This is a genomic window from Leuconostoc gasicomitatum LMG 18811, assembly GCF_000196855.1.
GTDB classification, from domain to species: domain Bacteria; phylum Bacillota; class Bacilli; order Lactobacillales; family Lactobacillaceae; genus Leuconostoc; species Leuconostoc gasicomitatum.
Window position 1 is genome coordinate 1,867,283 of sequence record NC_014319.1, and the last position, 21,337, is coordinate 1,888,619.

The window sequence follows — 21,337 nt, forward strand, 5'->3', positions numbered from 1 at the left end:
TCCCTAATTTATTAATTCATGTTTTCTAAAGATTACTTCGATTTTTTGCAAAGCAAAATCAATTTCTTTTCCACTGAGAGAAGCTGTAATTGTTGCACGTAATCTGCTTTCATTTTTTGGAACTGAAGGAAAGACTGCGGTAGCAATATACACTCCTTCTGATAGTAATTCCTTAGTAATTTTCATATTAATATCATCGTTTCCGACATAGATAGGAACAACGGGGGAAGTGCTGCCCATGGTATTCAAACCGATCTTTTGAATTCCACGTCTAAATTGTAGAGTATTCTCCCATAACTTCTCTCTTCTCCAGCGTTCTTCTTTCATAACTTTTAACGCTTGCAAAGTCCCTGCAACGGCTGAGGGTGGCATACTTGCGTTGAAAATGTATTGATGTGCATTATGTTTAATATATAAGGCTGTTTTTTTATCTGTAGCTATACAACCACCGACGTTTGCAAGAGATTTACTAAAAGTAGTCATCCTCATGTGAATTCTGTCTCCAACTCCTTTAAGTTCAGATACCCCTTGTCCTTTCTCACCAATAAATCCAAAGGAGTGGGCTTCATCTACTAGAATGCTTGCGTCATATTTTTCAGCCAATTCAACCACTTTTTCTAAAGGTGCAATATCTCCCTCCATTGAATAAACGCCTTCAACGATAATCAATTTCTTTTTAAATTCTTTATTGTTTTTTAAAATATATTCAAGCTTATTCATATCGTTATGCTTAAATATTCTCACTTGCGCATTAGACATATTGATTCCATCTACTATACTCATATGGTTAAACTGGTCTGTTATTATCACAGTCTCTTCATCTGCTACAGAAGAAATTGCCGCTAGATTTGCAAGGTATCCAGCACTTAAAATAACAGCAGCCTCGGTTCCAAAAAAATTAGCACATGCTTCTTCTAATTCTGTATGTAGATTAGTAGTTCCATTGTGAAGCCTAGCACCACAGGTCCCAGTACCATATTTAGTTATTGCTTTTTTAGAACAATCAACTACATCAGGATGAGTTGCAAGACCAAGATAATTGTTTGAGGTCAGCATAACAACTTTTTGTTTTCCAACAATTGATGTTCCACACTGTGCCGATGAAAAATTAGGCTCGAAAACATACATCCCAGATTCCTTACCTTGAATGACATATTTGACCATATCTTCAATCTTTTGTTCAATTTTTTTACTCTTTATCACTTTATTATCCATTAAAATATTACCTTCTTAGTTAACTTAATCTTTCTTTTCAAATCTTCTATATCTTTATAAACGATAGAAAGTTCGGATTTATCATTTGATAAATATTTTATTTTTTCTTTAGTCAATGTGTCTTCAACAATTGAATATAATGTATTTTTTGTAAGTCGTAATACTGATATTCTTGAACCCTCATCGTTAATAATTTCTTGTAATAAATTATTGGGGTTACATTTTATTCTACTTAGCATCTCAAAAGCTCCGCTAGCACCAAGGTAATTATTTTTCTTTATACTCAATGTAATTGGTTTACTCTTTTTTTTAGTGAACCTTCCTAAAATTTCATCACTTGGGACTACATCGTTGTCTCTCTTTATAACAAAAAAGCATGCTCCATCTTTTATTTTATCTTCTTTCATCGTATCGTGATTCTGCTTTATAAATACTTGTTTATATTCGGGCATTGTATTTCCATTAACGCCCCCAACAACTATGAAATCATTTTCACCATTAATTAAACTTAATACCCCTTGATTTAATGCAGTTGAGAAAGAATTTACCCCAGCATCATAAACCGCGTTACATCCTTGTATATTGTGATAATTTGAAATTCTACTTGCAATGATGTTGTCCATAAATCCAGGTAAACTGTCTTCTTCAATACTTTCAAATTTATTTTTAAAATTTAACTCAGCATTATTTAGAATATTATTTGAAAGGTTACGGCTATTCTTCTTTAAGGCTTCCTTTAAGGCATTAGTATATTCAACACTTCTTATTCTAATATCGGAGTAATAGGCATTTTCAAGTCCCATAGATGCACCAATGTAAACTCCTACTTTATTTTTGTCTATTTCAGCTAAATTATCACCAATTGCTTTTGTTGCTGCAATTAAAGCTATCTGTTGAGAATAATCAATTTTATTCAGTATTTTAGGTGGAATCTTAAATTTAATAAAAGGAAATATAAAGTTTTCATTTGAAATATTATCATGTTTACATTCATCGAAGTTTTTCTGATTTTCGTCGACAATGCCAATACCAACAATAGAAAAATTTGTGTCTCCATCAACTAAAAGATTTGGTTTACAAGTGTGGTAATCAGTAATGTACTCTTCTACTAAGATATTTCCATTAATGCCACCAAAACCAAACGCATTAATTAGAGCTCTTCGTGGCGCTTCATCTCTTGCTTTCCAAGGTAGAAAGTCAACATTTACGGTTAGATAATTTTCAACTATTTTTGAAGACTTTTCAGATAATTGATTGAAATTATATGTAGGTGGATATTGTTTGGATTCCATGCTTTTTAAAACTTTTATAAGATTAGCCATACCAGCAGCGGAAAAAGAATGTCCAATCTGAGATTTAAGCGATCCAACTTTAATTTTATGAGATAAATCAGCCTCCTTGCAAAGTTTCACGATGGATTCTAACTCGACATCATCTCCTACAGGAGTACCCGTAGCATGCATTTCAATATAATCAATATCAGTGATGTCTAAATTAGCTCTTTTGAGAGATTTTTTCATAGCTAAATACTGTCCCGTAGTACTTGGCGCGTAAATTGATTGTCCACTACCATCACTAGCAACACCACTACCACTAATAACCCCTAAAATTGTATCGTTATCTTTAACTGCCTCTTTAAGCAACTTAATAATAATAGTACCTGATCCCTCACCAGGAGTTAATCCATCATTATCCACATCTAATGGTTTTGATTTACTATGTGACAGTCCTCCAATTTTAGAAAATGCTATATTCCCTGTTACACCCATGTTACCTAGGACGCCGGTGACTATACACATATTTGTTTCATTATTTTGTAATAGTTTAATTGCCTCATCGATTGCGATTAAGCTACCTGAGCATGCACCATCAACAATAAAAGAAGTGTTATTTATTCCTAATATTTTTGTAATGTCAGATATTAATGAACTAGGAAACATTCCATCTAAATTCTCAATATCAAGTTTTTTACGCAATTCATCTTCAAATTCACTTTTTAAAGTAGAGAGTTCGTCGCAATTTTCAAAATATTCAGATTTTATTTCATCAAAATATTTTTCTCCATATTTGAATAAAATATAATCACAAATATCTAAGTCTCCTAACATATTACCAATAATCAAAGAAGAGTCTTGTATATCTGTTAACTTAATTTTTGCTTCTACCATAGCCTGTAAGATAGTATACAAAACCATCTTTTTTGTTCTATTTAGACTAGATATTTTGATACTATCTAAATTAAAGATTGAGAAATAGTCACTTAAGTTTCCAGTATTGTCAATATAACCACTATTTTTGCAATAGGTCTTGTCTGAAACTTTTTTATTACTATCATAGTAGTATTTTTTGTCCCATACTTCGTCTGAAACCTCTCTAATGCCTTCAGTCCCAGATTTAATATTTTCCCAGAATTTATCTACGGTGTCTGAGTTTGGTGGATACAGAACCCCATACCCAATAATCGCAATTGGTTCGTACATAGCGAACGTCCTCCTCTAGTATGTTAATCCGATTAACATTATATCACAAAAGGTTTGTTAAATATCAAAACTGTTTTCATAAGAAATATTTTTATGTCTAAAAATCAGAATCGATTGTTTCAAAATTACGGGTTAAACACTGAAATTCAATACAGCCAAACAGTTCTATGACATTTTGATTTTAAATGTAAATGATTGACAGTTATCAAATATTATAAAATGTTGAAAATTAAATATCACAAATTTCCCTCTCTATCACTCTAAAAATTTAAACGACGATGGTTTAGCATTAACAATAAAATCTGGTGAAAATAAATATGCAAGATGAAATAATAAGAATATTCGATCAATTTTCACATATTTTTTAGAGACATTGGCTTTTGGTAATCAATTGAAAACACAATATGATGGTCTAAAAAAATAGATAACTGTGGCATTAATGATAAATGACAGCAATGATAACAATACTTTGTTCATTTGATTTTACAAAGTACTATTTATGATTATGACTTCTTTTTATCATTTTGCGTTTTTCATACGCGCGGCGATACCTTTGCATCGTTTTATATTCTTTATCAAATAGCTCAATTGGACTCTTACCTTGTAACACTATGCGCATCGACATCGCATTCATTTTATCAACCACTGCATCGAGCTGTTGTTGTCTTACTGGTTTAAAACTAATGCCTTTGGGAAACCAATCACGCAGTTTACCATTACGGTTTTCACTGGAGCCACGTTGCTGTGGTGATGACGGTGTGCGATAATACAATTTAATTTTGAGTTCTTTTTGAACATACTCCAAGAAATCCCAGGAAATAAATTCAGATCCATTATCAGCTGTAATTGTCCGGACTGCTTTGCCATAGCGTTCATAAAACAACTTGAATGCTTCAATCATATCTTTAGATTGCTTACTTTTAACTTTGACTAGCGCATAAAATCTAGTTTTGTGTTCAACGACCGTCATAATAGCCGAGTGGTCTTGATATTGGCCATTATTGTGTTTCATCGGTAACACTAAATCAATCTCCCTATGTCCAAATTGTTTACGCTTAGCTAACACTGGTGAACGATCATAGATAGAATGACGAACTAACTCACCACTGAGTCTGTTAGTTAATTAATTCTATTTTGTCCAACTATTGGGGTTCACATCACTCCCAGAGTGGTCTTTTTAATATCTATGAGAGTGAATTATGTATTTATCACAGTTAATGATAAAATAGTGGTAGAGGGAGTCTATTGATGAAAAAATTAAACGCACAGAAACTAATTTTCTTGATCCTGATGATTATGAGCCTTAACGTCTTGTTGACGCCTACTGATCCATTTGTAAATAAAACGTTAGCGCTTTTCGGTATCGTGCTCACCAGTTTGGCTTTTATAAAAACTAAAAAGCACACAAAAGTTTGATTGCGCTCAAAAATTCACAAAGTTACAATGTTAATGTTAATGTTAACAAATAAAGCGCTATCCCTAATTACTGTAGGGATAGCGCTTTTTACTTTTCATAACCCGCATTATGGTGACTACATATGTAAGAGTGCTTTTAATTTTTTTTGCCAAGTGTATTTAAATCCCATAGTGTTAGACACATCAAATTTGCTTAACATTTCAAATGTACGTATACTCAGCACAAATACAACCCAAATTGTCCAGCCAAGCCATCCTACTAATTTAATGACACCAAACACATCTAGCAATTCTATTGCTAATAAGATAACAGAAATTAATAGTACACTACGATAGACTGGCTTTAAATCATGTTTAACATCTTTCTTGTCCAAAAATAAGCGCATTTTTTTGTCCTCCCGTAATATTTCATCTATCGAAAATCCAAAATAATCACTTAGTTTAAGTAATGTCATAATATCTGGATAACTATTGCCGTTCTCCCAGCTGGATACTGTTTGCCTAGTAATAAAGAAATCATCAGCGATTTTTTGTTGCGTTAAGTTCATATTCATACGTGCAGTTTGTAATTTTTGTCCAAAGTTCATAGTTTTCTCCTAAACACATTATTGCAATTGTGCTTAAATAAATAAAGCAAATAATATTTGCCACTGTTTAAAGTCCATTATTTTAGCCAAAATTAATTTGGTCTAATATAGTTTCACGGCTCGCTTGATCTAAATCTAAATAAGCTAAAGTCATCGCTTCACTAGAGTGGTTTAATAATTGCATGACCAATCAAATATTATAGTTGGACTGCATATAGACCCGCTAAGCACCAGTTTTGCGCATTGTATGGGTACCAAGATAGTTAATCCCTAGAGATCTCCCACCTTCGCCATAACCTTATAAAATTGTTTCTCGGTAATATGGCCTTCTGGGTGCTGAATTGAGTGGAAAAGCCAGTCATAATAAGCTAGTAAATCAGCGTGAACTGGTTTGAGGTAGCGGGTGTTAGCTTTCCCTGTTTTTTGATCATGGATAAACGTATTTTGCTTAATCGTGCCATCTGCGTTAAACACATCAGCTTTTTTAAGCTGCATCAGATCACTGACCCGCAATAGGGTCGCTTTACCAAGTTTGAAAATGGTGTAATTACGCCGACCAGCCCGAAAACTATCCAAAAGCGTCTCCTGGACACTTTTTAAAACGTTGGAATCTTTAATCGGTAAAACAAGTTGTTGCACCATAACCTAGTCACCTCTTTTTTTAAGCGTTAAAATCAAGCCATATAGGCGTTATTTGAAGTATAAACTATAAAACAGCCCCTAACAAACCAAGTTGATTTGTTGAGGGCTGTTTTGATAGGTTTTCATAGGGGCTATTTGTTAATTATAGACCCTATCTTATTCTTCAAATTCAAATTTTGGTAATTCGTCAACTAATTCGAGCGTCCGCATACTTACGGTAATAATTGATAGCAACAAGTTAAAAATATACTTAGGATTATCACTAAAGTCGTTAGGATCATCTATAATTTTGGTTTTATCGGAAGGTTTTATTCTGTACTGATCCATATGGCAGATTTACCATTTACAATACAACTATAAGATTTTTCAAGTATATTAGATACAGCTATTTCGTCTACGAGCATATATTCATGTCTTTTTTTGCAGTATCTTTATACTGTACATCACAATTGTTATAATTAAGACAAATCAGGTGAAAAAACTAATATGTCACTAACAAGGAAATCAAATTGATGGCAGGAAATATAAAAGTACAAAAAACAGAGAAAGCTATTCAAATGGCATTTATCGAAATTGCCAGCAAAAAGGGTTTTAATAAAATGTCCGTGAAAGATATAACCGAAGTTGCACATATTAGTAGAGGAACATTTTATCTACACTATTTGGACAAATTTGACTTACTAGATCACTATGAAAATGATTTGTTAAACGGCATTGTTGAACTATTTGGCAAATATTCAAAACCATCATTGAAGAAAGCATTACCCAATAAGGATTATACTAACAATGCATTCTTTCAAATGTTCTCATACTTATACAAACACAAACAATTGACTTCTGTACTTCTTCGAAACCCAGATTCAATAATTAAAACTCGGATGAAAGAAATAATTGACATGGATATAAAATTTGATTTAACAAATCACACAAAAATATCAATCGAACTAACTATTCCGAATGATTATGCTGAAGAAATCATCCTACAAAATGTTCTGTCAATCATTACCTTTTGGTTACAAAAATCTCATCCAGAGAAACCGGACATAGTATATCAAATCTTTTTAAACTGTTTATTTCAATTCTAATTGGATCTATTACTTTCCTCTCTATTATTTTTTGCTTGAGAATTATTTTAGGTGGTTTTGGAACATGGCTAACTACTATTATTCTTGTATTGCAAATTTCAGCTTCATCTGGACTCTATCCTGTAGAACTAACAAGCGGTTTTGCACGTGCTATTAGCCCATATTTACCAATGACATACCTAATCGATGCTCTACGCCATGCTATCTCTTTGGGTGGTGGTATAACAACTGATATGATAATTATATTAATTACCACATTTTTCATGAATATTTTCATTATTTTTAAATTTCATCGTGACAAATGGCTAAAACTTGCCGTGGTAAATTTGATAGGCAGTACACTGATAAATTTGAGTTATTACGTCACTATGCAAATGAAACATTATCGATTATTAGGAAATTTTTAATAATAAAATGGTGAATTGTAAAAGCAACAACGAGGATAGTAACTATATATTTTAGGTGAAAACATTCACGAATGTTCTCTTCATTCATTCTAATGAACAATTTTTTTGACGATTTGATATTAATTTAATCTAGAAGAATTACTATTTTTACATAGTCAATTGATTGACTACTCTCTTCTCTCCCCCGCTTTTTATAATAGAAATCTCCTTAAAGAAGGAAGATCACATCAGCCAATCAATAAATTAGTCTTTATCAGAATGCTATTATGCCACAAAGTTTCACAAGCAATTAAACGCGCGGTTACAACTTTTTAATAGATTTCCCCCTTGTTTTTTAAAAAAATTCACAAAATAAAGTCACATAAAATCTAACACTAGTGGCAAAATTAGCGTTATAATTTTCATAGACTACGAGGAGGATATCACAAATGCAATTAACAAATTTTAAATTAAACCAAGACCCAGAAAAATTGGTTCAATCTCATGATTACAACCTAGACCCAAAAGTGAAATACTTAATTAATATGAGTGATGAAATGCTTGAGCAAAACATGATTATGCAGGCTGTCCCAACTATGGGACTCCCAGCACTGAATGATTACCATGAATGGCTCACTAAAAATGGCTTTGATGTAAACATGCCGAATCCAACAAATAAAGCTGTAGCACCTTATTATGGCGTTAAGCCTCTTTGGAAAACTAGTCTCTCACAAGGAGTTGTTATGAAAAGTTATGATAAGGATGATTTCTTTATTGTTATGGAATGCAGTCCTGAGAATGTAGGCTTCAAATTTACACAGGTAGTTGTTAATCCTGGGGGTTGTCTTTGATTACAAAAGTAGCCTGAAATAAAAATGAATCAGACAAGTTTTATACGAATGCAATCACGATGACTAATATTGTAAACATGAACACAGAAATCAAATGAATTTGTTTTCTGTGTCATAATTTATTTTTTATTCATTCAATACAAAAATTTTCCTAAAATAAAAAATCACGTCATTTGAAGTGAATGACGTGATTTTTTATTTTTGTAGTTTAATCGTATCTGAATTAGCGTTAGCCACCTATTCCTTCCCCTATTGCGATAGTGAGCATAACTAATAGCCACTTAATTAGTGCTTGTTCTAAGTCACCTTGTTTGTTGTCATTCCTGTTTTGCAATCTGCCAACAGTATAAAAACGGCAGTGATCCACAACAAACTAGATTGTTGTGGATCACTCCCATTATGACAAAATAAAAAAACCAAAAACAGATTGTTCTTGGCTTAATGATTACAAACGAACGCAATTAAATTTCAACACAATCTCAAAATATGCATTAATTAACATTAATTAAATCAAATTTTTTCTGACTATGCTGCACAAAAACTAGATAATATTTAGTTGCTTTGTTTAAAATTGGTGTCGTCATTTCGATTTTATTTGTACCTACAATCAATTTTTTACTATCGTCTATACCATTAGTTTTAAACTTAAGAAAACTATTTGGTGCGTATGGTTGCCCATCTTTTTCAGAATATAGACGAAACGACTCAACTGGGAAGGTCATTTCCGGTTTTGTTACATTGACGGTTAAATTAGCCATATATAAGTCAGCATTTTCGTCAACGCCATGCTTAACTATTTTCTGATGATGTTTTAATAAGATAATATTTTTATTTAATGATAAATCTGAATTTGCTAAATTAATACTGGACTGATTAACTTCGAAATCAGAATATTTTTTTTGCATAGGCAACTTAACTGTAAACAACAACACTAATAAAAAAAATATAACTAGTACTAGATATTTTTTCATAGTATTTGCTCACCTACAATAGTGCCCTCGTTAAATTTAAATATGTGGTCAGACACTTGATTCAAAAAATATTTATCGTGGCTGGATATCAAAATAGTCTTACCTTTTAGCTTTAAATCGTTAATCATCGCGACAAGAAAATCTTGTCCTGAATCATCTAACGCATTAGTAGGTTCATCAAAAATAAGAATCTTATTATCATTTAAAAGCGCAACTGCTAATGATAATCTTTGTTTCATACCAAGTGAATAGTGCTTAACCTTATCTTTATTATTAGGATCCAACCCGACATATGATAATAGTTGTTGTATATTCATGTCAGCTGTTTCAACCTGATTATTTAATATGTTGAGTAAGGATAAATTTTCTGTAGCTGTTTTATCTCCTAATACACCATATTCTTGAATTGAAAAACCAATATTTTCAGCAAACATCACTTCTTTTCTGATAAATTTTCCTTCAACTATCACGTCACCATTGTTAGGCTTTATAAAGCCTAATATTGTTTTAAATGTCAGCGTTTTTCCAGCACCATTGGGACCACTAAAACCATAAACATGATTCTCATAAATTTTTAAATTGACATTGTTCAGTATATTTTTTCTCTTAAATTTTTTATTAACATGACGTAACTCAACAACAATTTGTGACATTTTTATTTCCTTATCTGTGTAAATTCTATGTACCGAATGCAACTAAATAATATGATCACAATTAAAATCAAAATAATTGTGTTAAACAGGTTAATTATTAAATTTGAATCAAAACGACTAAGCATAAATTGAGATAGTATTGGTAATTTATTGTTAGCAATTGTCCCCATTGCTAACAATATAGCTATAAAATATGCAATAACTGGCGATAAAAACAAGCTGATCAATGAGAAAATAAATATACTCAGACTACTATTTAAAAATAAAATAACACTAAATAAATAAGATTGATTATTTCCAGGTATTAAAATCCATAAAAGCCAAAACAGAAATAACATTTCAGACATGATTTGAAATATACTGAGAATATAAGTACCTAATCCAACACGATTCAACAATGGATACTCTATCTTAACTAATTGGTTGAAACTGTCGCCAATGACAGCAACGGGCAATAGCATGGTGAAAAACCATTGGATTGGCATGACAAAATCATTTGGTGCTTGTAGCACACCATAGAAGACACCGTAGAATTGTTGCTGCTGTCTTGCTTGTAGCAGAAGCATCACATAAACTAGCGTGACAATTATAAACTTGATTCGTATTTGTTCCCAATACAACATGCGATTCCTTTTTAATAACAAATTATAGTGCTGCTGTGTCATAAATTTATACCAATTTTTAAAAGCAACTTATTTGAGTTGTAGATACAATATAAATATACTGGGAAGATAAGAAGATTGAAAATCAATAAACTATTATAACTTTTGGGGTCAATCCACAACCCACGGGAGAAAAATAACGTTTCATGTAAATTTGTAAATAAAAAATTTTCAAAAAAAAGTAGTATGAATCCGAACATTAATCCAACTAATTTATTGAATATGACGGTCAAGAAATTCAACAATAATATTAAAGTAAACATACTCAGAAAATACAATAATAAAAGTATTAAACTAAAAATCACTGTATTCTGCTTTACAACATAGTGATTGTCTTGAATCAACGCATAAAAAATAAGTAAAGATGTCACTGAACCCCATAAAAAAAATAAAGCAATTTTAAAAGAACAAAGCCACACAAATTTTCCCAAAGACTTATTATTAATTAAAATATAGATCTCATGCGCAGTAGGTTTAATGAAAATTATTAAAGCCATCACAATCATTAGAGGAATGCCATAATGGACTTGATTTCTAAGATTCTGAATTGCAGTAAAAAAAAGTTCGAATAAATTTTGTTCCGATTTTAGGTGATTAGTTGCACCCACAATACCAAAAAGACACAAAACAGTCCATGTCATAAAAATTAGCAATTCTGCTATTCGTTGTATACTCGTTTTTTTTCTTGTAAGATATTTACTGATTAACATAACGTTTAACTCCTAATGTAATTGATATACAAATAAATGACATTATGATCATACAGCTAGAAACAACGCGCAGAAAATTTGGTAAGTAAACTGGACTAGAAGCTATGGAGATTAAGTTTGGCGCATAAAATATATTGGGCAAAATTCCTGATATAACAGATAATACAGATACAAAGAGAAAACTGGCCGTTACACTCAAAAATTTTTTTCTTGTAAAGCAAGCAATCATAGTCGAAAATAAAGCGTATATTCCACCAAAAAAAGACGGTAGTAGCATGTAAAAAACTATAAACAATAATGGATTGGTGTAATATGTATTAGCAAAAAAAGACGTTGTGTTTAACACTGTTAAATTTTCGTTAATAATTAAATTTGGCAATAGGTACGGTAAAAAAAACCACAAAATAGCATAGTTTATTAATAATGGTATAAAAACAGTTACAAATCCACTAAAAAAAGAAATCATCTCAATATTTAATATATATTTTCTTAATGATTTTTTTTGAACAACATGCCAAATAAAACCAGATTCAACATCATCAATATATATTTGACTCCCTGATAAACAACACAATAGTGGCAAACTCAAAAATAAGAGCAGTGTTAATGGCCCGGAATCAATTGAAATCCATTTTGTAAATGGTGTAAATAAAAAAGGTGACTGATCTAAAAATGACCAGTTATTTAAAATTGTTGAACCAGCGTGAAACATAACAATAGCCATGGCAATCATGATACCAATAAAATACTGTTTTAATTTGAATCGATGTACCCAAAAGCTCATCTTATTTCCCCCTTATGTCTTATTATTAGCCATAAAAAGGATCCATGAATAGAATTCACAGATCCTTTTGAATTAATCCGCGTACCAACTGCCATCGGCACTGCCGTTGTTTTGAGACTATACATTAATAACAGTTCCCTTTTCCACTAAAAATATAATATTACAGGTTAATATAAAACCTGTCAATAAAAACTTAATTTTTAATTAAAGCAAAGTATATTATAAAATATGCTATGTAATTTGCAGTCACGTGATCAGTCAAGATTTAATTGTTGTCACACGCAGCAATATTTTAATCCTTCACAATGCAGCATCATAGATGATAAATTTTGATCTTCATATGCATCGACAGCTAATATTCATACTTGCTGTGTATTATCCTTCGGGTATAAAAAATAAGACATGATAGTTTTGACCAATAAATCAAAACTATCATGTCTTATTAAAATTGTTTTTGTAAAAGTATGTTAGACGGCATATAGAAAAATTCACCGTCCCCAAAATCTAACTTTTTTGGTTTGTGTCACACACTACCAGCTAAGCTGCTTTAATATAATTCACACCATCAGCCTTAGGGGCACGTGTCTTACCAAAGAAGAACACAAGCACAACAATTGTTAAGATGTAAGGTGCAATTTGTAACCATATTGATGGTATATTGTTCAATCCTGGTAATTGTGCACCAATCACTGCTAATGATTGTGACAACCCGAAGAAAAGTGATGCAAATAACGCACCAATGGGGTTCCATCGGCCAAAAATCATTGCCGCCATAGCCATAAATCCTTGACCAACAATTGTACTAGCGGAATAATTCAATGAAATAGATTGTGCTACAACCGCACCACCAACACCACCAAGCAGCCCGGAAATCATAACCCCTGAATAACGTAAACGTGCCACATTCAATCCCAGCGTATCAGCTGCTTGTGGATTTTCACCGACCGAACGTAAACGTAGACCGAATTTTGTTTTGAAGATAATATACCATGAAACGATTGCGACAAGTATTGCCAACCATGCTGGTCCAGACGTCTTTTCAAAAAATAATTGTCCCAATAAAGGAATTTTTGACAAACCTGGTACAGACGCATAACCAAAATCTTGTGCAATAGGTGCTGTTTGACCTTTTCCATAGAGTACTTTAATTAAGAACACCCCTAATGCTGGTGCCATCAAATTAATCACTGTCCCTGAAATAATGTGATCTGCACGTAATGTGACTGTCGCAACTGCATGTAACAGGGAAAATAGTAGCCCAACAATAGCCCCAGCTAATAACCCTAACCAAGGTGTTGCAGCACCTAAAGTATCTGCAAATGTGAGATTAAAGACTACTGATGCAAACGCCCCCATCCCCATGATACCTTCCAAACCAACGTTAACAACACCAGCGCGTTCGGAAAATGTACCACCAATTGAAGTAAAAATTAACGGAGCAGAATAAACTAATGTACTAGAAATAATAAGTGCTAACATCGCCATTAATGACATATTTATTCACCACCCTTCTGATTGCTATCGCTGGCCGAATCAACATTTGAAAGCTTTTTCGCTTCAGTTGTTTGGGCGGCTTTGTCATCCATGGCTTTGATGCGTGCCTGCATGAGTTTAATTAAGTAACTGGCTCCCACGAAGAAAATAATCGAAGCAGTCACAATATCAACTAATTCAAATGGGACACCAGAAGACATTGGCATACCCAAACCACCAATTTTTAATACAGATAGGATGGCCGCAGCACCAAGAATCCCGATATATGAACCACCACCTAATAAGGCAACAGCCATACCATCAAATCCAATTGCTGGTGACCCGTTTTGTGTAAAGAAATTTAAATAATTACCGAGCCCTTCAATTGTGCCGGCCAAGCCAGCCAAACCACCAGAAATAGCCATAGCCACAACTGCATTCCGTTTAGCTGACATCCCTGCATATTTTGCTGCATCAGTATTTAAGCCGACTGCACGAATTTCAAAACCAAGTGTCGTCTTTGTCATGATAAACCACACAACAACAATCATAATTAATGAAATGAAGATACCCGCTGAAATACTAGAGCCCTGAGTTAAATCAGTTAACCATTTCATTTGCAAAGAAGCATTTGCGCCAACTTGTTTTGTCGTCTCTGCAGATTCTTTAATGCCTTTAGACATCGTATTTTGTAAAATATTATTACCTAAAAATAATAAAATATAATTCATCATGATAGTAACAATCACTTCGCTGGCACCAAATTGTGCCCGTAACCAACCTGGAATAGCACCTGCTAATGCACCCAATCCAGCGCCTATAATCAATGCGCTAGGAATCATCAGATAGATTGGCATATTTGGAAAACTGAGACTATACCAAACAGCCCCCACCCAGCCTGCTAATGCTTGACCAGATAATCCAATATTGAAGAAGCCAGCTGTTTGGGCCACTGTGAAACCTAACGCTGTTAAAATTAACGGCGTCATTTGGGTCAAAACACCACCAATATCTTGCATTGATCCAAAGGCTGAACCAAGTAATGCCATATAACCAGAAATAGGATTATAACCAAATACCAACATAATGATGGCACCAATAATGAGGCCAAAAAGAACCGAAAATAGGGCAACTGAAAGTGAATTTTTTTGTGTTGTCATTAGGCGTTCACCGTTTCTTTGAGTGCTGCGCGTGCATCTGTTAAACTCATCCCCGTCATCAACAACCCTAATTCTTGTTTATTCGTATCTTTTGCATTAACAATACCTACGATTTGACCGGCATTAATAACAGCAATACGATCTGACAAGTTAAGTATTTCATCTAACTCAAAACTCACAACCAATACCGCTTTACCTGCATGCCGCTGGGCAATCAAACGTTGATGTATATATTCAACGGCACCAACATCTAATCCTCGTGTCGGTTGTGCGGCAATAATAAGGTCATTATCACGATTTAGTTCACGTGCAATGACCGCTTTTTGCTGATTACCACCAGACATTGAGCCCGCAGTCACTTGAATACCGGCTGAACGTACATCGAATTCTTTGACTAATTTATTAGCTAATTCATCCATTGCAACTGGTTGTAGTACGCCAGCTTTTGAAAGAGGCGATTTGTAGTACGTTTGTAGTGCCAAGTTTTCTGATAAAGTCATTTCGACTTCCATACCAAAACGCAATCGATCTTCTGGAATATGCCCGACACCTGTCTCAGTGATTTGACGTGGTGTTTTGTTCGTCATATCTTTACCTTGCAACCACACAGTACCAGATTGCACTTTGGCTAAACCAGTGATTCCTTGAATTAATTCTGTTTGACCGTTGCCATCAATTCCTGCAATGCCGACAATTTCACCAGCTTTAACATCCAACGAAAAATCTTTAACAGCAGCAATGCCACGCGCATTTTGGACTTCAATCTTGTCAATTTTAAGGATTGTTTCCCCGACTTCAACTGTATCCTTGAGCGTCTTGAAATGCACCTCACGACCGACCATGAGATCAGCTAACTCCTGAGATGATACACCCGCAACTGGAAATGTCTCAATAGATTTTCCGGCACGAATCACCGTCACAGTGTCCGCAGCAGCGCGAATTTCGTCAAGTTTATGTGTGATTAGAATGATTGATTTGCCTTCTTTGGCCAAGTTATGGAAAATTGCAATTAACTCATCAATTTCTTGTGGTGTTAGCACAGCAGTAGGTTCATCAAAGATCAAAATATCAGCACCACGATAGAGTGTTTTTAATATTTCAACACGCTGTTGTTGCCCAACCGAAATATCTGATATTTTAGCATAGGGATCAACTTGCAAACCATATTGTTCAGATAATTGTTTGATTTTTTGGGCTGCTGTTTTGGTATCTAACGTCAACCCCTTTGTAATTTCTGAACCTAACATAATATTTTCTGTTACTGTAAAAGCATCAATTAACATAAAATGTTGATGCACCATACCAATACCCAGTGCATCAGACTTTGATGGTGAATCAACCGTAACTTGTTTGCCATTAATCAGGATTTCTCCTGACGTTGGTTGTAACAAGCCTGTTAAAATGTTCATTAATGTTGATTTTCCTGCACCGTTCTCACCAAGTAACGCGTGAATTTCACCTTGTTGGACTTGTAGGTTAATGTCATCATTGGCCGCAAAATTACCAAACTTTTTGATAATATGTCGCATCTCAATGACTGGTGTTAATTCGGTCATTATATTTTACCAAAGCGTCAGTCGTGATCCGACTCACGCAATTCCACTTTCTAAAATATTTTTAAAAAAGCCACGAACACACATTGTTCGTGGCTTTTTCGTTAAAGAATATTATATCATGTTTATTACTGTCCAATTGTTTCAATTAATTTACTGAATAATTGATCGAATAGACAACTATCATCAATATAATAACGACACAGTTCTAATTTTAAAAACACACGGTGCAGCTCATTTTAACGAATAATGACACCAAAATTACTTAAAAGAATATGCGCTTGAAATTGATTGATTATCAAGCCTTTGATGTTCTCTGGCGTAAAAATAATGTCATCAAAATCACTTGATGATAAATCTACAGTTGTTAGCTTAGATTCCAAAAAGTCTGCATGATTGAATGTGCTTTCTTTTGCTACAAAGCCTTTTTGGAAGGCTACTTCTCTAAAATAGGTTTCATTAAAATTAGAATTTCTAATGTGTGTATTTGTCAGTTTAGACGAATTAAATGTTGCGTAATCAGCTCTGGAATTCTCTATTGTGTTATCTTTCCAAGTATTACCGCTAAAATCTGTTCCTAATAAATTACAGTTTTTAAATTCTGTTCTGTACAATACACTATTTTCAAAGTTAAAGTTAGAAAAATTAATCCCTGAAAATGTGCAATCTAGCCATTCGCTATTTTTGAAATTATTTTGATCAAATGTACAGTTTACAAAAGTAACATCTGATACCCGGATTTTATCCCTCATACTTGAAAAATTGATATTTTCATATGTGTTTTCTTCTTCAATGTCATCAAACTCTTTATTTATCACATGATCTCCCTTACTTATCTATCGTATTAAAAAATTAATGGTAGTAAAAATTGAACTATTAATCACGATACCATTATCTACCCTGTGCCGATGTCATTGCGTTCAAAAGAATATGAGATAATTCTGACACACTAATATTTTCTCTATCAACTGCCAACCATTGACTCAATACATTCCAGAAACCGCCAATACCATATCTCGTAGCATACACAATGTCCCGCTGATTTTTTGATGAAATCTGCCAAGGAGCTTCAACAGTAGGATATAAAGCAGGTATCATTTTATTACTGGTCTCGACAATAAGTGAAAATAAGCCTGCCTTTTGTAGAATTGATAATTCGTCAGCATATTGCGTCCAAAAATTGAAGAAAAAAGAGACCAAATCCTCAAATTTTTGTAAACGACTTTGCCTTAATTCCGCAATATAATCATTAATCAAATTGGCTATGTACGTTGTTAAAATCTCTTCCTTAGATGCATAATAGCGATAAAAAGTTCTTCTGGAAATACCTGCTTCATCACTCAATGCTGCTATTGTTATCTTCCCCAAACTCTGTTCTTCTTTTAATAATATCAACATTGCATTCCTAATTCTACCACTAGTTTGTCCCGCTATTCTGTTTTTCATATTATCTTCCTTTGGGTGATAATTTCATGATTCACACATTTTTGAAAATGAGTCACTAGTTAAAATAGTATTCATATCACGTTTCTTTCACTATGTTTAGCGTACACTATACATTGATGTCACACAAGTGACAAAAATTAGGACTACACATTAAGTAGTGCAAAAGGAGGAAATTAACAATGTTATTCAAAGCGGGGGTCCTTTCATGAGTAGAACAGGAAAATTATTTGGTTTTAGCGGTCTGATCATTGCCATGTTTATGGGAACACTAGATAGTACAATCGTTAACATTGCCCTACCTAAACTCATGACAGAATTCAACACTAATTTATCTGGTGCCAGTTGGGTGGCAACGATTTACGCATTGGCACTTGCTGTATTTATGATTTCTGCGACTAAATTAGCTGATAAATTTGGCCGAAAAAAAATCATGTTACTGGGGTTAGCTTGCTTCACCTTATTTTCTGCAGCTTGTATGTATGCTAATTCACTGTCCATGTTACTCGTGTTTAGATTTTTCCAAGGTATTGGCGGTGCGATTATCACACCACTCGTCTTACCAATAGGTACTCATCTTTTAGGGAAACAAAACATATCTAAGATCGCTGCTGTTGTCGGTGCGTTTACGGCCCTTGCCGCGGCTAGTGGTCCTGCAGCCGGTGGTATTATTTTAGAATATACTTCGTGGCATTGGATTTTTGGCTTAAATGTGCCAATTGGCATCATCGCTTTCCTACTTGTACTCATTTTTACAAGTGAATCCTATGACGACACCTTGACTGGTAACTTCGATATACTGGGCATGCTAATGTTAACACTAATGTTAGGTGGTGTAACATTTGGTCTACTGGAAGGCAGAGAATACGGTTGGACCTCAACCTTAATCTTATCAAGTTTTGGTGCTGGTATTATTGGCATAATACTATTTATCTTCGTGGAATTCAAAGCGTCATCTCCTATCGTTGAATTCAACCTTTTCCGTGAAAAAACATTCACAGCTTCAAGCATTGTTTATTTAATCACTGGTTTTGCTTTGGTGGTCCCAAGTGTTATTTTTAATTACTATTTACAAAATGTTTTAAACTACACTGCCTTGCATTCAGCATTAACCATTATTCCAGTTTCTCTAGCAATCGTTGTCGGTATGCCACTAGGCACCAAATTAGCCGACAAAATTGGTACTAACCCTGTTAATTTTATTGGTATATTACTCATATCAGCGAGCTTTTTAACGCTATCATTAATAACCACAGATACTTCTCGAGCAGTAATGATTGTATTCTTAATTATTAGCGGTGCCGGATTTGGATTTTCCACTGTATCCTATGTATCCTCAGTTAAACATTTGCCGCAAGCTAAAACAGGTACCGGATCTGGCATTGCTAATTCTGCTCGTCAAATTGGTATGTGCTTAGGAATTGCTGTTTTAGTAACAATACTCAATGCAAATGTTGCTACTGCTAAAAACAATATCAGAGACACTGCAATTGCAGCTGTTAACAGCAAAAATATATCGGATACTGTTAGAAACGTAGCAACAACAGAAATTAAATCACTATTTTCAAATAATGACAGCAAAAATACTGACTACGCGGCTAAGCAAGCTCAACTGACGAATAAACTTAAAGCAGCTGCCTCAGATAAAAGTAATTTACCTATTCCAGAACCAGGTACAGACTATAGAACGCTCTATGATGCTGCACAAAAACTAAGCACTGGCAATCGTCAATTGACCGAATCACTCAGAAAAACAAGTCATTTAACTGTTTCCAATACCCAACTAACTGCTATCATTGATGCGCTACTAAGTGGCAGCACAACACTTGAAAATGGTCAAAACAAGGTGTCAACAGCTATTCAACTGTTAGCGCAAAAAATTGAACTGCAAAATGTGCTACATCAAATTAAACAACAGAAAAACATACAATTGAGTCAGGCATTTAGTAAAACTTACCTTATTTGTGCTATCATGCTAGTTCTGTGTTCACCTATTGCTTTGTTTTCAGATAGACGTGTGACTGATTAATCTGTTATACAATTTAGTATTTTTAAGTGTTATTAACTTGAAACCTTTTAGATAATCAGATAGTAAACAATCCAAAAGATGGGCATTGACAAGCAGCTAGTATCCAAACTGATTGTCATAGACCCTATACCCATCCAATACGCATTCTAAAATTAATAGTCACATATTTGACAAAAACTCACCCAATTAATGCTTCAATTGCTAAATTGAGTGTCGGACATGACCTGCACTTTATAGAATATATTTTTGATTTGACTTAATTATACAAGCACACTTAATTGTTTTAACAACTTGTTGTTTTATAAACAACAAGTTGTGCTATAATACTTGTATAGATAATAGAAAAGGAAAAAATACCATGAAATACGCAATTACCGCTGCAACAGGTCACTTTGGCCAATTAGCTTACCACTACCTACAAGAATTAGTCGCGGTCAAAGATATTGTTGTCATTGCTAGAAACATTGAAAAAGCGCGCGAATTATTTGCCGGTGCTGATGTACGTGAAGCAGATTATGATGATAAATCTTCAATGACACGTGCATTCTCTGGTGTCGATCGTGTGTTGTTTATTTCGTCTCAACCCGGTGGCCCGGTTCCACGTGAAACACAGCATCAAAATGTTGTTGCTGCTTTAGTAGCTAACAATGTCTCATTTGTAGCTTATACAAGTTTTGCTCAAGCAGACAAGTCAATTAGCGCGCTGGCTAGCGATCATCTTGTAACTGAACACGCATTGGTTGCATCCGGTCTGCCATACTCATTATTGAGAAATAACTGGTATCTTGAAAACGAAATGGGATTTATCACCGCGGGTGCCAGCCAACATGCCACCTCCTACTGGGCATCTGGCCGTGCTGGATGGGCTTTAGAACGCGAATATGCTGAAGCTGCTATTAAAGTACTTGTCAGCGATTCACCAAAGGCAATTTATGAATTTTCCGGACCTGCCAATGATTATGAATCACTTGGTTTAGCCTTAGCGCAAGCAACACAAGAAAAAATTACAGTGACAAAAGAAACACTGGCAGACTATGTTACAACATTGGAAAAAGGCGGTTTGCCACACGATTTGGCAACGATGTTTGCTTCATTTCAATCACCAATTGATGAAGGTTCATTGGCTATAATTTCAACGGATTTAGCCGACATTTTGGGACGCGACTTAACACCACTACCAACAGCACTCAAAGAAATTCTGGCTCGAAACTAAAATCATCAAAAGGCATCGTTAATC

At 34.0% G+C, this 21,337-nt stretch carries 18 protein-coding genes and 2 pseudogenes; 5 read left to right on the forward strand and 15 right to left on the reverse strand.

What is annotated here, in order from left to right:
* Positions 1-3: 3 nt before the first annotated feature.
* The 6 genes and pseudogenes from LEGAS_RS09230 to LEGAS_RS10125 all read right to left on the reverse strand — a co-directional run bounded on the left by LEGAS_RS09230 (position 4) and on the right by LEGAS_RS10125 (position 6,667).
* Positions 4-1,215, reverse strand: coding sequence for an aminotransferase class I/II-fold pyridoxal phosphate-dependent enzyme (locus LEGAS_RS09230; protein ID WP_013232047.1), 1,212 nt, complete (start codon positions 1,213-1,215; stop codon positions 4-6).
* Complete coding sequence (locus tag LEGAS_RS09235) at positions 1,215-3,695, reverse strand: beta-ketoacyl synthase N-terminal-like domain-containing protein (RefSeq protein WP_013232048.1); 2,481 nt, start codon at positions 3,693-3,695, stop codon at positions 1,215-1,217. Before LEGAS_RS09235 ends, LEGAS_RS09230 begins: the two co-directional genes overlap by 1 nt.
* A gap of 493 nt (positions 3,696-4,188) precedes the next feature.
* Positions 4,189-4,803 (reverse strand): annotated as a pseudogene (locus tag LEGAS_RS09240) (IS30 family transposase); the annotation flags it as partial.
* Between the two features lie 424 nt (positions 4,804-5,227).
* Positions 5,228-5,698, reverse strand: coding sequence for a helix-turn-helix domain-containing protein (locus LEGAS_RS09245; RefSeq protein WP_010381955.1), 471 nt, complete (start codon positions 5,696-5,698; stop codon positions 5,228-5,230).
* 82 nt (positions 5,699-5,780) lie between these two features.
* Positions 5,781-6,337: pseudogene (locus LEGAS_RS09250) on the reverse strand (site-specific integrase).
* 159 nt (positions 6,338-6,496) lie between these two features.
* Positions 6,497-6,667 carry a hypothetical protein gene (locus LEGAS_RS10125; protein WP_010381964.1) on the reverse strand — a complete coding sequence of 57 codons (171 nt, stop codon included), beginning with the start codon at positions 6,665-6,667 and terminating at the stop codon, positions 6,497-6,499.
* A 185-nt stretch (positions 6,668-6,852) separates the two neighbouring features.
* Here LEGAS_RS10125 and LEGAS_RS09255 point away from each other — a divergent pair, with 185 nt between their 5' ends.
* The 3 genes from LEGAS_RS09255 (at position 6,853) to LEGAS_RS09265 (ending at position 8,662) form a co-directional block, all read left to right on the forward strand.
* A complete protein-coding gene (locus tag LEGAS_RS09255) occupies positions 6,853-7,425 on the forward strand; it encodes a TetR/AcrR family transcriptional regulator (RefSeq protein ID WP_010381967.1) in 573 nt (190 codons plus the stop codon).
* A 35-nt stretch (positions 7,426-7,460) separates the two neighbouring features.
* The gene (locus LEGAS_RS10130) at positions 7,461-7,832 is read left to right on the forward strand and encodes an ABC-2 transporter permease (protein ID WP_039777435.1); all 372 of its coding nucleotides are present in this window, start codon (positions 7,461-7,463) and stop codon (positions 7,830-7,832) included.
* Between the two features lie 428 nt (positions 7,833-8,260).
* A complete protein-coding gene (locus tag LEGAS_RS09265) occupies positions 8,261-8,662 on the forward strand; it encodes a hypothetical protein (protein WP_010381972.1) in 402 nt (133 codons plus the stop codon).
* A gap of 491 nt (positions 8,663-9,153) precedes the next feature.
* On the opposite strand, the gene LEGAS_RS09270 is transcribed toward LEGAS_RS09265, so the two are convergent.
* The 9 genes from LEGAS_RS09270 to LEGAS_RS09315 form a co-directional block, all read right to left on the reverse strand.
* Positions 9,154-9,633 (reverse strand): hypothetical protein, encoded by a 480-nt coding sequence (locus LEGAS_RS09270; protein WP_013232051.1) that lies wholly within the window; start codon positions 9,631-9,633, stop codon positions 9,154-9,156.
* Positions 9,630-10,286, reverse strand: coding sequence for an ATP-binding cassette domain-containing protein (locus LEGAS_RS09275; RefSeq protein WP_010385272.1), 657 nt, complete (start codon positions 10,284-10,286; stop codon positions 9,630-9,632). Before LEGAS_RS09275 ends, LEGAS_RS09270 begins: the two co-directional genes overlap by 4 nt.
* Positions 10,287-10,288: 2 nt before the next feature.
* Positions 10,289-10,909: a hypothetical protein gene (locus LEGAS_RS09280; RefSeq protein WP_013232052.1), complete on the reverse strand. Its 621-nt coding sequence runs from the start codon at positions 10,907-10,909 to the stop codon at positions 10,289-10,291.
* Between the two features lie 735 nt (positions 10,910-11,644).
* The gene (locus LEGAS_RS09290) at positions 11,645-12,442 is read right to left on the reverse strand and encodes a hypothetical protein (RefSeq protein ID WP_013232054.1); all 798 of its coding nucleotides are present in this window, start codon (positions 12,440-12,442) and stop codon (positions 11,645-11,647) included.
* A gap of 537 nt (positions 12,443-12,979) precedes the next feature.
* Positions 12,980-13,936 (reverse strand): ABC transporter permease, encoded by a 957-nt coding sequence (locus LEGAS_RS09295; RefSeq protein ID WP_010385283.1) that lies wholly within the window; start codon positions 13,934-13,936, stop codon positions 12,980-12,982.
* 2 nt (positions 13,937-13,938) lie between these two features.
* On the reverse strand, positions 13,939-15,075 hold the full coding sequence (locus LEGAS_RS09300) for an ABC transporter permease (protein WP_010385285.1): 1,137 nt from the start codon (positions 15,073-15,075) through the stop codon (positions 13,939-13,941).
* The gene (locus LEGAS_RS09305; protein ID WP_010385287.1) at positions 15,075-16,631 is read right to left on the reverse strand and encodes an ABC transporter ATP-binding protein; all 1,557 of its coding nucleotides are present in this window, start codon (positions 16,629-16,631) and stop codon (positions 15,075-15,077) included. The genes LEGAS_RS09300 and LEGAS_RS09305 overlap by 1 nt, the downstream gene beginning before the upstream one ends.
* A gap of 236 nt (positions 16,632-16,867) precedes the next feature.
* Positions 16,868-17,446, reverse strand: a complete 579-nt coding sequence (locus LEGAS_RS09310) for a pentapeptide repeat-containing protein (protein ID WP_010385289.1) — start codon at positions 17,444-17,446, stop codon at positions 16,868-16,870.
* 73 nt (positions 17,447-17,519) lie between these two features.
* On the reverse strand, positions 17,520-18,074 hold the full coding sequence (locus LEGAS_RS09315) for a TetR/AcrR family transcriptional regulator (protein WP_010385291.1): 555 nt from the start codon (positions 18,072-18,074) through the stop codon (positions 17,520-17,522).
* Positions 18,075-18,279: 205 nt separating this feature from the next.
* Here LEGAS_RS09315 and LEGAS_RS09320 point away from each other — a divergent pair, with 205 nt between their 5' ends.
* Together LEGAS_RS09320 and LEGAS_RS09325 are read left to right on the forward strand one after the other, a co-directional pair.
* Positions 18,280-20,100 (forward strand): DHA2 family efflux MFS transporter permease subunit, encoded by a 1,821-nt coding sequence (locus LEGAS_RS09320; RefSeq protein ID WP_013232056.1) that lies wholly within the window; start codon positions 18,280-18,282, stop codon positions 20,098-20,100.
* A gap of 358 nt (positions 20,101-20,458) precedes the next feature.
* Positions 20,459-21,313, forward strand: coding sequence for an NAD(P)H-binding protein (locus LEGAS_RS09325; protein ID WP_013232057.1), 855 nt, complete (start codon positions 20,459-20,461; stop codon positions 21,311-21,313).
* Positions 21,314-21,337: the final 24 nt, after the last annotated feature.

Excerpts from the sequence above, each read along its gene's own strand:
- LEGAS_RS09290 (WP_013232054.1), bottom strand. The coding sequence starts at position 12,442 with ATGAGCTTTTGGGTACATCGATTCAAATTAAAACAGTATTTTATTGGT.
- LEGAS_RS09270 (WP_013232051.1), bottom strand. The coding sequence starts at position 9,633 with ATGAAAAAATATCTAGTACTAGTTATATTTTTTTTATTAGTGTTGTTG.
- LEGAS_RS09275 (WP_010385272.1), bottom strand. The coding sequence starts at position 10,286 with ATGTCACAAATTGTTGTTGAGTTACGTCATGTTAATAAAAAATTTAAG.
- LEGAS_RS09245 (WP_010381955.1), bottom strand. The coding sequence starts at position 5,698 with ATGAACTTTGGACAAAAATTACAAACTGCACGTATGAATATGAACTTA.
- LEGAS_RS10125 (WP_010381964.1), bottom strand. The coding sequence starts at position 6,667 with ATGGATCAGTACAGAATAAAACCTTCCGATAAAACCAAAATTATAGAT.
- LEGAS_RS09255 (WP_010381967.1), top strand. The coding sequence starts at position 6,853 with ATGGCAGGAAATATAAAAGTACAAAAAACAGAGAAAGCTATTCAAATG.
- LEGAS_RS09230 (WP_013232047.1), bottom strand. The coding sequence starts at position 1,215 with ATGGATAATAAAGTGATAAAGAGTAAAAAAATTGAACAAAAGATTGAA.
- LEGAS_RS09235 (WP_013232048.1), bottom strand. The coding sequence starts at position 3,695 with ATGTACGAACCAATTGCGATTATTGGGTATGGGGTTCTGTATCCACCA.
- LEGAS_RS09300 (WP_010385285.1), bottom strand. The coding sequence starts at position 15,075 with ATGACAACACAAAAAAATTCACTTTCAGTTGCCCTATTTTCGGTTCTT.
- LEGAS_RS09325 (WP_013232057.1), top strand. The coding sequence starts at position 20,459 with ATGAAATACGCAATTACCGCTGCAACAGGTCACTTTGGCCAATTAGCT.
- LEGAS_RS09265 (WP_010381972.1), top strand. The coding sequence starts at position 8,261 with ATGCAATTAACAAATTTTAAATTAAACCAAGACCCAGAAAAATTGGTT.
- LEGAS_RS09315 (WP_010385291.1), bottom strand. The coding sequence starts at position 18,074 with ATGAAAAACAGAATAGCGGGACAAACTAGTGGTAGAATTAGGAATGCA.
- LEGAS_RS09280 (WP_013232052.1), bottom strand. The coding sequence starts at position 10,909 with ATGTTGTATTGGGAACAAATACGAATCAAGTTTATAATTGTCACGCTA.
- LEGAS_RS09295 (WP_010385283.1), bottom strand. The coding sequence starts at position 13,936 with ATGTCATTAATGGCGATGTTAGCACTTATTATTTCTAGTACATTAGTT.
- LEGAS_RS09305 (WP_010385287.1), bottom strand. The coding sequence starts at position 16,631 with ATGACCGAATTAACACCAGTCATTGAGATGCGACATATTATCAAAAAG.
- LEGAS_RS09320 (WP_013232056.1), top strand. The coding sequence starts at position 18,280 with ATGAGTAGAACAGGAAAATTATTTGGTTTTAGCGGTCTGATCATTGCC.